The sequence below is a fragment of the Bacteroides sp. UBA939 genome (assembly GCF_002293435.1).
Lineage (GTDB): Bacteria > Bacteroidota > Bacteroidia > Bacteroidales > Bacteroidaceae > Bacteroides.
This window is the reverse complement of the sequence record NZ_DBDF01000097.1, coordinates 1-14,153: the sequence shown is the minus strand read 5'-3', so window position 1 is coordinate 14,153 and position 14,153 is coordinate 1. Positions and strand designations below refer to the sequence as shown.

Annotated in this window: 8 protein-coding genes; 6 read left to right on the top strand and 2 right to left on the bottom strand. The window is 46.5% G+C overall.

Annotation, left to right across the window (positions count from 1 at the left end; all coding sequences use genetic code 11):
* Positions 1–271 precede the first annotated feature (271 nt).
* The 5 genes from B2Z67_RS06825 (at position 272) to B2Z67_RS06805 (ending at position 10,030) form a co-directional block, all read left to right on the top strand.
* A complete protein-coding gene (locus B2Z67_RS06825) occupies positions 272–1,261 on the top strand; it encodes a zinc ribbon domain-containing protein (RefSeq protein ID WP_291529071.1) in 990 nt (329 codons plus the stop codon).
* Positions 1,262–1,314: 53 nt separating this feature from the next.
* Complete coding sequence (locus tag B2Z67_RS06820; RefSeq protein ID WP_291529070.1) at positions 1,315–4,842, top strand: protein kinase domain-containing protein; 3,528 nt, start codon at positions 1,315–1,317, stop codon at positions 4,840–4,842.
* A gap of 15 nt (positions 4,843–4,857) precedes the next feature.
* Positions 4,858–8,187, top strand: a complete 3,330-nt coding sequence (locus B2Z67_RS06815; RefSeq protein WP_291529069.1) for an AAA family ATPase — start codon at positions 4,858–4,860, stop codon at positions 8,185–8,187.
* A gap of 185 nt (positions 8,188–8,372) precedes the next feature.
* A complete protein-coding gene (locus tag B2Z67_RS06810) occupies positions 8,373–9,155 on the top strand; it encodes an FHA domain-containing protein (RefSeq protein ID WP_291529068.1) in 783 nt (260 codons plus the stop codon).
* A 119-nt stretch (positions 9,156–9,274) separates the two neighbouring features.
* Entirely contained in the window at positions 9,275–10,030 is a 756-nt protein-coding gene (locus B2Z67_RS06805) for a PP2C family protein-serine/threonine phosphatase (protein ID WP_291529067.1), read from the top strand.
* A 6-nt stretch (positions 10,031–10,036) separates the two neighbouring features.
* Here the strand turns inward: B2Z67_RS06805 and ybeY are convergent, their stop codons facing one another.
* Complete coding sequence (gene ybeY / locus B2Z67_RS06800) at positions 10,037–10,447, bottom strand: rRNA maturation RNase YbeY (protein ID WP_291529066.1); 411 nt, start codon at positions 10,445–10,447, stop codon at positions 10,037–10,039.
* A gap of 17 nt (positions 10,448–10,464) precedes the next feature.
* Entirely contained in the window at positions 10,465–11,697 is a 1,233-nt protein-coding gene (locus B2Z67_RS06795) for a nucleoside recognition domain-containing protein (RefSeq protein ID WP_291529065.1), read from the bottom strand.
* 205 nt (positions 11,698–11,902) lie between these two features.
* On the opposite strand from B2Z67_RS06795, the gene B2Z67_RS06790 reads away from it, so the two are divergent.
* The gene (locus B2Z67_RS06790; RefSeq protein WP_291529064.1) at positions 11,903–13,861 is read left to right on the top strand and encodes a sialate O-acetylesterase; all 1,959 of its coding nucleotides are present in this window, start codon (positions 11,903–11,905) and stop codon (positions 13,859–13,861) included.
* The last annotated feature ends 292 nt before the right edge of the window (positions 13,862–14,153 follow it).

Sequence of the window (14,153 nt, the reverse complement as noted above, 5' to 3'; positions counted from 1 at the left end):
GAAATTTCATCTCGTGAGACGAAAAAATCCGTCCCGTGGGATGAATGAAATCGTCTCACGAGACAAAAAAAACCGTCCCGTGGGATGAATGAATCTGTCCCACGGGAGCTATCCTGCATTTCATGCTGTAGTAGTTAGCCTGTATTATTCATGCTGATATGTAGTAGGACGATTTTATTATATTTTTTATGAATTACATACCAAATGAACGAATAAATTAATATATTTGGATTTTTAATTAGGTACACCAACTTATTATCTGAATATATTTATGGAACAACACTCCCAATCATTGTCGCAACAACAGGTGAAGGTACAGCAGAAACCTTCTGAAAGCCAGTTGGAACAACCGAAATGTTGCCCCAATTGTGGAACCCCTTGTCACGGTGGTGATAAATTTTGTGAAGAATGCGGTATGTCGTTGAAAGAGACTTCCTGTTCCCGTTGTGGACTCTCGGTTCAGCCCGACTGGGAAATATGTTCTCATTGCGGTCAGGGATTGCAGGCAGAGTTATGTTCGTTCTGTGGTTCGCCGATGGAAACGGATGATTCTTTTTGTCCCGATTGCGGCAATCCGCGTACGGGCATTGTTTGTCCTGATTGTAAGGCATTGAACTTTCGTAGTTTCTGCCGGAAATGCAATCACCCGTTAAATGAGATGGCGATGCAGGAAATGCAGAAAGCCAAGAATGACCCTGTGTTTCAGGAAATGCTGGTGTTGGCTCAGGAGCTTGCCGAACTGGAAGATCAAATATTAAGTACTGCTGATGAAAGTACCTCGGATGCCGAGCCTGAACTTCCTCAGGTAGAACTGAGCGACGCCGACAAGAAGCTGATACAACAATATAAAGACCTCTTTGCAGGTGTAGCTTCGGCAAAGGAAATCCCTTCCTCCAAAATTGAGCCAAAGATAGAAGAACCTGTTTTGGCGCGGCCAAAGATTAATTTGAATGTGAAGAAGGTAGAGCTTGACGAAGCAAAACAATCCTACAAAGAGAAGTTACAGGAAATGCAGCAGCTTATGGCACGGCTACGTCCCGAAGGAGATGTAACTCCGCAAATGCAACGGAATTATTATTCGGCGCGGAAGCTGCCCGTTCTGCGTAAATCTGTATCGAAAGCGCCTGCTTATTGGGTTTGTAACTACTGTAGTTTCCATCATAATCAACCAAGCGAATGCGCCAAGCCTCATTTAGGAGGTACGTGGAAATATGAAGATGTCGTGACTATGGCGCAAACCTTTGAGTATCAAGACGATTAACCTAACTTAACACCTCTTGTTTGTTTAGCCGTTTTAATCAAAATATATGAAATATGAGCAATTTGATAGATAGTGATAAGACACTACGTCCCAGCAGTACGGACAATGATAAAACAGTTCGACCTGGCAGTACGGATGATGATAAGACTTTACGTCCGATACTAAAGGCAGATAAAACTCTTCGTGCCAATGAGGCAGACAAGGCTCTCCGCCCGGGAGATGATAATGAAAAGACCTTACGTCCGGCAACTGCCGATATTGATAAGACCTTGCGTTTCGGGGAAAGCGCCGACAAAACGTTGCATACTGGCGGTGAGGATAAAACGTTACGTCAGGAATCAGGCACAAATGCTACTCTGCGTGCCGAACAACAAAAAGAAATTGAGGCCATCACCCGTTCTTATGATACGGAATATCTGATTAAAGGGTTGAATTACAAAGTAATAGATGTAATATCTGATGGTACGGGAGAAGCCCAAATCTTCTTGGTTGAAAATAAAGGGAAGCAATATGTCCTTAAACTCTATTATGTGGGCATTGAACCTCCTCCCAATCATCAGATACTTGAAATTATCCGACAAACTCCAGGCACCGGATTATTAGTGGATATCATTGATCATGGTCAGTGGGATAACCCGCGTGTCTCCGGTGAATTGAGGCATTATGAGATAATGTCTTATTGCAGAGGTGGTTCTATGGATAAAGTAAACCTAAGAGGCGACGAAAAAACACTTTGCGAAATAGCCAAACAAATGGCTTCTGCTATTGACTTTTGCCATAAACATGGTTTCATCCATCGTGATATAAAACCCGGTAATTTCCTCTTTGCCGATGAAACACAGAAACAAGTGCTGCTGGGTGATTTTGGAATTTCGGTGAAATGCGACGCTAACGGCGTGGCGCGTACTGACCAAGCCCGTACCCGCATCTATGCAGCTCCCGAAATGTACTACACCGTTCCCGGCGAAAATATGGTAGAGATTGACACAAAGAGCGACTTTTATTCGCTCGGTATGGTCTTGCTTTGTCTTTGGATGGGAGAGAAGGAATTCAAGGAAAGAGAGTTTGAGCTTATGAAGCGCAAGCGTACAGGCGACCTTCCTTTTCCTGCGGATTTATCAGACCGTACTCTGAAGCTAATAAAAGCGTTAACCGTGCCGCAACCTGAAAAACGCTGCGGTTTCATCGAGATAGTACGTTGGGCACAGGGGGAAGATGTGTTCAGTGATTTTGTAGGCGAGGAGAGCAAACGTAGTTTCAGTATCATATTCGATGCCGGTAAGAACCGGATTGCCCGTTCGCCCGAACAATTGGCCGATTTTATGCGACAGGATCAGAATCTTGCCATCAAATACCTCTATACAGGGAAGCTGACCAAGTGGCTGAATGATAATCAGCGTCCTGAATTGGCAGCGGAAACCGAAGACATCGTAGAAAAACGTTATCCCAAGGATCAAACTGCCGGACTGTACGCCGCCTGTTATATTCTTGATGTGGACATGCCCTATTACGATGTTAAAGGTCGTCCCCGAACTACTGCCGAAGAAATTGCTCAGTCGCTTGTTGAAAATTTCAGTAGCTACCAGTCAGCATTGGCAAACTCAAACGATCCGCTTTTCCTCTTCTTCAATGCACATGATTTGAAACAACTTACGGATAATACCGTAGCGTTATTTAAAAAGAAAGGTCGTCAACGCGAAGCCTTGTGGCGTCTGATTTATACGCTCGACCCCTCCCGTCCTTATGAACTAATCGATGAAAAGGGAGATTTCGGACGCTGTAAAACACCGGAGGAGATTATACATTATGTGTATGAACACACATTGAGCACAGACTCTTGGAATGATTTGACGGAAGAATCCTTCCTGATTTGGCTATCGGCACGTGATAAAGGATTGGTAGGAAAGATACGCACACAACTAAAAGGTTTTAGTGCATCCGATGCCGCCGTCACTTATGGCGTACTTTATAATTTAAGCCCGAAAGTCTCTTTCGTCTTACAAATGGATGAAACAGCAAGTAACTATTACTTCACCCATACGCAAGTAGCACAGTTCATCAACCGGCAGTTGATGATTTACAAAAACACTCCCGACAACGACTCCGATCATGAATATGCCACTTATATTCTTCGGATGCTGTCAGATATGAAAGGTTCACGTCTCTATTTTTATCTGAAATCCAAGGGAGTATATGAAGATAAGATTGAGTGGATAAATTATTGTTTCGATTTTAAGTCGAAGGATAATGACCGCAAGGCCGGACCTTATGATTGGAGAGTGGCTACATTCAAAACGATTAAAGGACTTGGCGCTTCACCTTACTATTATTTTAAAGGCAGCGACAAAAACATAACCGATTTAAATGATTTGAAGTCCATTCCATCGAAGGAAGTTAAAAACGAATTGGAGAATGGATACCTGAGAGACTGGCTCACCGTCTTTTTCCAGGAAGATCCGCAAAAAGACCTGTCTCCCAAGTTCTCCTATGAGCAGGAAACGGTGAAATATCTCGAATTCATCGAAAATATTGATAGCAAAGATCCGGATGTTTCCAATTTCCGTATCGCTACGAAATTTGTGGATAAGAATCTCCGTAGAGTACGCTCACGTTACAGAATACTCACCTCGATGCGGATTTTATTAGGGATACTGTGTTTCATTCCTATCTTCGGCTTTGCGGCGGTATTGTGTTTCTATGGGCTTCCGTTTACGGAGAATCCATTGCCGGGCTTTTCTATGAGTGCTATTGTCACCATGGGCATTATCTTCGGTATCCTTATTTTTGTGACTTCTGATTTTGAGAATCTTATCGGGAGTGCAATTGTCGGCTTTATCGTAGGAGCGATTGTCTACTATGCCATCTATTTTGTATTAAACCTGATAATGCCTTATGCACACTACATATTGGCGGGACTTTTGCTTCTGTTGGCTTATTATCTGATAAAAGGCTGCTATCTCAGACTTCCGGTTGAGCGGAGATTACATGCCCACCTACTGAAGCCTGGCTTTGAAGAAACAGGATTGGAGCCATTGCACTTTACGTATAAGGCGAACGTGGGAACACATTTCGAATCTTCAATCGGTGGTGAATCCATAAAATATGCCGATTATCTGAAAGACTGCATCCGTAAGTTCTCTTACCGTTCCATACTTTCAATGATAGTCGTAGGTGGGTTAGCATATTTGTTTGTGCAATATACTCCGGCGTTTGGATTAGACGCTTCCCGCTTTCTGCAGAATAATGCAAAGATTCAGAAATTGGAAGGTACATGGAACGGAACGTTCGAAGGGCGCAATGCCACACTGAATATTACGAAAGCCGGTGCCGAAGGGCTGAAAGCTACTATACACGTGCAATATACGAACCTCACGACCGAAGAGCTAATCGGCAACGTGAATACGGTTACGAATGCCATTCATTTTGATGACGTAAACCGGAACGGTACGCTCGACGGTCAGTATAATGGCTCATTTACTACCGATGAAATGGATACTATTGAAGGAACTTACGAAAATTATACAACGAAGAAACAAGTGACATTCCACTTCAAGAAAGCAGAAGTAGCTGTTGAGAACTGATAAAAGCAAATGATTATGAACTGTCCGAAATGTAATAAACCCAACCGTGAAAACGCCGTCTTCTGTAAATGGTGCGGCGCCGGTGTGGTAACAAAAGCTACCGAACCCTTGCGTGAGTTGGTAGGTATGGAAACTGTAAAAAACCAGTTGCAGGATTTGGTAAGTACTTGCGAGTCGCTCGCTCTGCGTACGCAGCGCAGCGGCATTTCCATCCGCCTCGGTATGGATATGATTATTACAGGAAATACCGGAACCGGCAAAACAAAACTGGCAGGGGTGTTACAGAAGTTATTGTACTCCGGTGGCATCATCAAGAAGCCTTCCATGCGGGTAGTAGATGCGGTGGATTACGAAGAGTTTGCCAAAGAATGGGAGAAGAATACTTCCGAACTGAAAGGAGGCATCCTCTGTATTGAGAATGTGCAGAAACTTTTGCCCTCCGGCGCTGCCAACGAAGTCAATAAACTCGATAAACTGTTCAGTTGCATGGATAAGTGGAATAACGACCCGATTGTTATTCTTTCCGGCCTTTCATCGGCGTTCAAAGAGTTTCTTATATCCAATCCTGATGTCCGTAATCGTTTTGAATATTACTTTGACCTGAAAGACTTCAGCATGGCGGAGTTGAAGCAGATTTGTATCCAAGAACTCAAAAACCGTTACGGGATTACGTTGGATGAAGGAGCGGACGCCAAGCTGGAGCGCGTATTCAAGCAGGAAATGCGGCAGAAATCAGACGACTTTGGCAACGGGCACCTGGCTGTGAAAAAGGCGGCTGATATATTTGCCAATGCCATTAAACGTGACCCGAACGCTTCGGCCGCCATCCCGGAAGACATTCCCGGCAAGGAATTCCATCAGAAGAATTATGACGAGATTATGGCGGAGTTAGAAGAGTTTGTCGGCATCGATGAAATCAAGGCTACCGTACAAAAACTGATTAATAAGATAGACTTTGAACGTGACCGGAAAGGTGCAGGCGCTAAGCGTGAGGTCAAAGACCATTTTCTGTTTCTTGGTAATCCCGGAACAGGGAAAACGACTATTGCACGCATCTTTGCAGACATCCTTAATTCGCTGGAAGTCCTGCCGATAGGTCAGTTGGTAGAAGTCTCCCGCAAAGAACTGGTAGCCGGATATGTAGGACAAACAGCCCTCGCTGTAGAGAAGTATGTCGATATGGCCATGGGCGGGGTACTTTTCATTGATGAAGCCTATACGCTGAAACAAGGTGATAATGACCAGTTTGGGCAGGAAGCCATTGATACGTTGCTTAAATTGGTTGAAGACCGGCGAGGGCAGTTTGTTGCCATTGCCGCCGGATACACGAAAGAGATGGGAGAGTTCCTGAGTTCCAATTCCGGAATGGCTTCCCGCTTCAATGAAACGGTGAACTTCCGTGATTATAAAGCCGATGAATTGGCGGAAATCTTCCGTAGGCAGGTAAAAAAAGAGCAGTTGAAGCTGGATGAAGAAGCTGAAGCCTTTGTCTCTAATTACTTTTCTAAAATGTACCTGACACGTACGCGTAACTTCGGTAATGCCCGTGAAGTGAGGAATGCCCTCGATCGTGCCGTCAAGAATCAGGGAGTGCGCTTGCTGGAGTTGAAAGGTTCGTCGGGATACGACCCGTCTATGGTGTATATGCTGACCCGTGCCGATATCGAAGGAGATGAGAGTAAGAACATCAAGAGCCTCGACAACGTACTTGCCGAACTGGAAGAGTTTGTCGGTATGGACAGCGTGAAAGCGGAGATACGTGCGCTGGCGAATAAAATCGCGATGGATAGGGAAATGATGGAGATGGGAATTGCAGATGCTGAAATAACTCCTGTACACATTGTCCTGACCGGTAACCCCGGAACAGGCAAAACTACCATAGCCTGCAAGCTGGGTGAAATATTTAAAGCCATCGGCTTGCTGCCTACCGATAAAGTGGTGGAAAAGGAGCGCAAACATTTAATCAGTACCTATCAGAATGAAACTGCCAAACTTGTGGATAAGGCTTGTGACGAAGCAATGGGAGGAATCCTTTTCATTGACGAGGCTTACGCCCTGATGCCAATCAGCGCCGGCGGAAGTAAGGATCAAACAGGTGTGGAAGCTGTAGAAGCTTTAATGACCCGTATGGTAAAAGATGCCGGTAAATTCGTTGTAATCTGTGCAGGTTATAAAGCTGAGATGGATGAATTTGTAAATAATGCCAATCCGGGTTTCCGCCGCCGCTTCAGTAGCTTCTTGCACATTGATGATTATTCGGCAGACCAGTTGATTTCTATTTTCCGTTCCCTTGTTCAAAAGAAAGGGAACACACTGACGCTTTCTGCCGAAGAGGTATTGACTAAACTTGTCGATGAAATGGTGACTTCTAAAGATGAGAACTTCGGGAATGCCGGCGAAATGGTGAAGCTCTTTGGTAAAGCCAAGGATCGGCGCGCCAATCGCCTGACGCAGTTGCGTGCCGGCGGACAGACATTAGCCCGCGAAACCTACCTGACGATTGAAGCGGAAGATATACCGTATGATCCGCCGAAGATGATAGACGAAGAAGAATGTATGGCTGAACTTAACCAATTGATCGGATTGGCAAGCGTGAAAAGCGAAGTGAAGGAAATAGCCGATTACATCAAGGTGGAACGAGCCAAGGCCGAAGCTATGGGCAAGAAGTTCCAGGGAGTGGCAGACCATTATCTTTTTGTAGGAAATCCGGGTACGGGGAAGACTACTGTAGCCCGCATTATGGGGAATATTTTCTATGCTTTGGGAGTGTTGCCCAGTAACCGGTTGCTCGAAGTAACCCGCAAGGATTTGGTGGAAGGCTATCAGGGTCAGACGGCAAAGAAGACAGCGCGGCTTGTTAAGCGTGCCGTGGGTGGTGTGCTGTTTATTGACGAAGCCTATTCATTGATGAGCGATAGCTTTGGACAGGAAGCTACGAATACCATTCTGCCGATGTTGCTGGATTATAAAGGTAAGATGGTTTGCATTGCCGCCGGTTATCCGCGTGAAATCCGGCAATGGATTGATACGAATTCCGGTTTGGAATCCCGCTTTACAAAAGTAATCCACTTCGAGGACTATAACCCCGATGAATTGGCACAAATCTTTATGATGAAGGCAAAGAAGGATAAGCTCATTCTTACTCCTGAAGCAGAAAGTGCGATGCGCGCCTATTTCACTGACCTGTATAACCGGCGTGATCGTAACTTTGCCAATGCCCGTGAGGTGAATAATTACTTTGACCGGATAAAGAAGAATCAGAGTTCGCGTCTTCGCCATGAGATGGAGAAACCGGATTTTGACCCGGCAAAGTACAGTTTATTATTACCTGAAGATATGAGATAACTGAAGGTTGGCAAGTTATTTATGTTGTTGAGAATAGAGATAGTCCGTTAGAGTTTACGGAAATTTGCAGTTCAGCGTGTGCGCATGTGCACTCATAAACAAAAACAAATCTACGCGGACTCCGCTAACTATAGGCAACTTTCGAAATTTAACTGAAACAATTAAAGACTTAGAAATTAGAGAATATGAGTACATTAGTCAACTGCCCCAAGTGCAGAGTTGAGATAGAGAGCGATAGTTACTATTGCGACCAATGTGGAGTTGAACTGTATATGTGCCCGCAGTGTCGCGTGTTCGGTAAAGGGAAAAGGTGTACACTATGTGGGCAGCCACTGGTTTCTGCGAAAGACTCCGGTAGTGGTGTCGAACAACCGGGCGCTCCCTCTTCTTCCGTTGGAATGGGCAATTCCGGTAACAATACTGCCGGAAAGACATTTCCCGGAACTGCTGCCGGAACCGCTTCTATGCCGGGTGGGCAAGCTGTTTCGGGTACGCCTGCCAATCCTGTTGCTTCTGTTTCGGGTACATCTGCTAACCCTGTGCCTTCTGCTGTAAGCCCAACGCCTTCTCCTGCAGCTTCTGTGCCTCCCCAGCCGGTGGAATCGCCTGTTCAGCCTCCTGCACCCTCTACTTTCGAACCGGAAAAAACAATGCGCCCGGGTGTTGTTGCAGCGCCGGGTCCTACGCGTCTGGTTTGTTCTGCTGCGAGAATCCGTCTGGAGTTGGGAGATGGCGCTGTGATAGGTCGTCGTCAAGGTGATTATGTTTCGGCTTTTGCTTCCCAAGGCTATGTTTCCGGTAGCCATGCCCGTTTGCAGAAGAACCCTTCGGGTAAATGGGAAGTCGTTGACCTTGACTCAACAAACGGGACGTTTGTAAATGGTAAACGTCTTTCTCCCAACGTGCCTGTTGAGTTCAACATAGGTGATGTTGTCCGCATTGCAACCCTTGACTTTAAGGTTGAATAGCTTTGTGCTATGAGAGGGAATCCACCTTAGAATGAAAGTAGCTTCAGGATGAAAGTAGCTTCAGGATGAAAGCAACTTCGGTTATAAAAAAGGAATTGTGTTATTAATAATCAGAGAATATGTCAGATCTATTATTAAAGTGTCAGCTTGCCAGTGACGTGGGCTGTGTACGAACCAATAATGAAGATATGGTACTCCTCAACGGTGGGCTTTATCGTGATGAAACTTATGAAGAGAATTTTGAATTTACTCCGCAAGCCCGTTTCACCGCCTTTATAGCCGATGGCATGGGTGGATGCGAAGGTGGAGAGTTTGCCAGCGAACTTGCCACGCAGGCTTTCGACCGTTTTATTACCGACCTTCCTGCCGGTCTTCCCCACGAAAGGCTTTCCGAAGAGATAAAGAACTGGGTGGACGAAACTCATGCCCTGATTACGAACAAGGGTATTGAATTGCCCCAATACGAGGGTATGGGTACTACCTTTGTCGGCATATTCAGTTACGAAGGAAGTATCTATATGATAAACATTGGGGATAGCCGCCTGTATCGTTACCGCGGTGGTATCTTGAAACAACTTTCTTCGGATCACTCCATGCGTGAGTTGACGGGAGATGCCAATGTTCCCTCCAACATGATTTATAATTCATTGGGAGCGGGTAAATCCGCCTTTGCAGATTTGACCGAATTGACCGGTCAATTGCTGGATGAAGACCTCTTCCTGATTTGTTCCGACGGCTTGAGTGATATGCTTACGGATGAACAGATAGAAGACGAATTGCTGGAAGAACCTACGGCGATTAATCTGATAGAAGCGGCGAAAACAGCAGGCGGCAGGGATAATGTCAGCGTTGTGCTGTTGCAGGTTGTGGAATAAGTTACGTTACCGCATGGCGAGCGCCTTATTCTCGGCCTCTTCCATCACTTCCCGTTCTCCCGGTTCCTTGTCGTTGATTCCGCAGAGGTGCAGAATACCGTGGATGATAACACGGTGCAATTCTGTTTCGTAATCACTGCCGAATTGTGCGGCATTGGTGCGCACCGTATCAAGGCTGATAAAGAGGTCACCGCTGAGGCGGTTGCCCTGGCTATAGTCGAAAGTGATGATATCCGTGTAATAATCATGTTGCAAATACTGGCGGTTCACCTCAAGTATCTTCTCATCGGAACAGAAAATATAGGCGATTTCACCGGCTCTTTTCCCATAAACGGCGGCAACGGCCTTAATCCATTCCGTGGTTTCGCGTTTCTTGATGGCGGGCATTTCTACGCCGTCTGTCTGATAACTTATCATAATTGAATGGATAAAGTTTAAAAGAAGAAAATATAACTGATAATAATAGCCGCAATGATACCTGCCAAATCCGCTGTCAGTCCGCAGGTGACGGCATTGCGCGTCTTGGTGATGCCCACGCTGCCGAAGTAAACGGCAAGGATATAGAACGTGGTGTCCGAAGCGCCACGGGCTATGCAACTCATTCTTCCTACGAACGAGTCTGCGCCATACTCTTTCATGGTGTCAATCATCAATCCGTTGGCGCCGCTACCGCTTAGCGATTTCATCAGTGCGGTGGGTAAAGCGCCCACGAAGCTGGTGTCTACACCGAATAATCCTACCACATAACCGATACCGCTTACGAACATGTCCATCGCGCCCGAAGTCCTGAATACGGCAATACCCACCAGGAATGCCACCAGATACGGGATGATGCGCACGGCGGTAGTAAAGCCCTCTTTGGCGCCTTCCACGAAAGCGTCGTACACGTTTATCTTCTTCCATAATCCCCAGACAATGAACAGCAGGATGATGCTGAACAGGATAATGTTGGCAACCAGCGTGGAATATGTGCCGATTTCTTCGCGGCCGAGCAGTGCAAACATATAAATAAGTCCGGCAAAGAAAAGGCTGATGCAGCCAATAAGAAGAAGGATGGGCTTGCTGATCAGGTTGATGCGTTGGGCTATGCTGACGGCAATTACTCCGACGAGGGTGGAGACGGCGGAGGTAATCAGCGTTGGGATAAATATATCAGTGGGCTGTGCGGCGCCCATTTGTGCGCGGTACATCATGATGCTGATAGGAATCAGTATCAACCCGGAAGTATTGAGCACCAGAAACATGACCATAGGATTGGTTGCCGTGTCTTTCTTCGGGTTCAAATCCTGCAATTCTTTCATGGCTTTCAGTCCCATGGGGGTGGCGGCATTGTCCAGTCCCAGCATGTTGGCTGAGAGGTTCATGAAGATGGAACCCATGGCGGGGTGACCTTTGGGTATTTCGGGGAAGAGGCGGCAGAACACCGGACTCAGCCAGCGTGAGAGCGCATTTATCATGCCACTCTGTTCGCCGATTTTCATGATACCCAGCCAGAGGGAAAGTATCCCTGTCAGTCCCAGGGAGATTTCAAATGCCGTTTTCGAAGATGCAAACGTGGAATTAACAAGCTCCGTAAAGATTTCAGTGTTGCCCATAAACACGAGTTTGATAAGTGCCACAATGAAAGCGATAACGAAGAATGCTATCCAAATATAATTCAAAACCATAGAGTAATGCGTTTATTTTGCGACAAAAGTAAGAATATCTTTCTATTTATTATGGCAAATGGAAAGATTATTGCATTTATTATGGCAATAACGTCATTTGGTATGCAATTTTCTGATTACCTTTGCTTGCCGACCGTCTAAATGGCTGTGTGTGATGAAAACAGCCATTGGTGATGGCTCTGCGTAAATCCATAAATAGTGTAATATGAGAAACAAATGTATGTTAGTTGTAGCTTTGCTGATGCTATCCGGAGGGATGTCTGCAAAGATTGTGTTGCCGCCTATGTTCTCGGACAATATGGTGTTGCAACAACAGGCGAATGCTCCTATATGGGGAGAAGCAAAGCCGATGAAAACGGTGAAAATCACCACCTCCTGGGATGGAAAGACGTATGAAACCACAGCCGGAGAGGATGGCAAATGGAAGCTTTCTGTCCGCACCCCTGAAGCGGGCGGACCGTATGAGCTTACCTTGACCGACGGGCAAAAGCTGGTGTTGAGGAATGTGATGATAGGTGAAGTCTGGATATGTTCGGGACAGTCGAACATGGAGATGCCCCTGGATGGATGGGGCAAAATCCTGGATTACGAGAAAGAGATAGCCGCCGCCAACCATCCTAACATCCGCTTGTTGCATGTAGAACATGCCACACACACGCAACCGCAGTCGGACATCAAAATTCGCGATAACGGCTGGCAGGTATGTTCCCCGCTTACAATTCCCAATTTTTCTTCTACAGCCTACTTCTTCGGTCGTGAAATCGCCGAAAAACAACATGTAGCCATAGGGCTTATTCATACTTCTTGGGGAGGAACGAATGTCGAATCATGGATTAGCGGAAAGATATTGAAAGAGATGCCGGACTTCAGCAAAACCGTGGACGATATCCGGACGATGCCTGATAAATCTGCGATGAAAGCAGAATATCTGAAAGGTTTGGAAGCTTGGAACAATCGTGTAGATGAAGGCTTTGCTGCCGGCAAACCAACCCGGGCAGAAGTATCTCTGAATGATAGCGACTGGAAGAAAATGACCTTCCCCGGCATGGTAGAAGACCAGGGACTGGGCGGTTTCGACGGTTTGCTATGGCTGCGCCGCACGGTCGAGATTCCCTCTTCCTGGTCGGGCAAGAGTGTGCAGGTAGTGCTGGGAACTATCGACGATAACGACATCACCTACTGGAATGGCAAGGAGGTGGGGCGCACCAATGGGCATTCCGTTCCGCGCAATTATACCGTTCCGGCCAAGATGGTAAAAGCCGGACTGCTTACGTTGGCCATCCGCGTGATAGATACGGGCGGCGGCTGTGGTGTGTCGGACAATCTTTTCCTTCGCTCTGCCAATGGCGAACAAATCAGTCTTGCAGGCGATTGGAAATATCAGGTAGCGGCGGATGCCCGGAAGGAAGGGATGCCGCCGGCTGATATGTCCGAGAACCCGAACCTCCCGACGTCTCTGTACAACGCCATGATTCATCCGCTGGTGCCTTATAGCATCCGCGGCGCCATCTGGTATCAGGGAGAAAACAACGCTTCGCGCGCTTATCAATACCGTGAGCTTTTTCCGCTGGTCATCGACTGTTGGCGTCAGGATTGGGGACAGGATTTCCCGTTCTACTACGTGCAGTTAGCCAATTTCATGCCGCAGTCTCCGCAGCCGGCCGATTCTGACTGGGCAGAACTTCGCGAAGCACAGACCCGCACCCTGTCGGTAGTCAATACCGGCATGGCGGTCATTATAGATAAAGGCGATGCCGGGGATATCCATCCGAAAGACAAGCAGTCGGTTGGTCATCGGTTGGCGCTGGTAGCCCGTGCCGAAACGTATGGTGAGCCGATTCCGTATTCCGGTCCGATGTACCGTTCCCATCAGGTGGATGGAGATAAGATCATCCTTTCCTTCGACCACACGGACGGCGGGTTGAAGAGTGGCGACGGCAAGACTTTGCAAGGTTTTGCCATTGCCGGACGTGACCACAAATTCCATTGGGCGAAAGCTGAGATACAAGGAGACAAAATTGTGGTAAGTTCTACGGAAGTGCCCTATCCTGTAGCAGTGCGCTACGGCTGGGCAAATAATCCTGTTTGTAATCTCTATAATGGCGCCGGATTGCCCGCATCACCTTTCCGCACGGATGATTGGAAAGGGGTGACGCAAAGATAATTGCGAAGAATATATTCCTGCGAAGAAAATCCGTTTGTTGTTAATTACTCACGATTAGCAACAAACGGATTTTCTCTTTCTGTATGCCGATACAAAATCTTTGATGGAGATATGGTTATTTGCAGTGATACTCCTAACCTGCATTATTCATAGCGGCAAATACATTCATTCGTCTCACGGGACGAAATTTTTCATCTCACGAGACAGTTTCTTTCGTCTCACGAGATGAATTCTTTCGTCTCACGAGACGGATTCATTCGTCCCATGAGACGAATTCTCCCTCCCAGGGTTT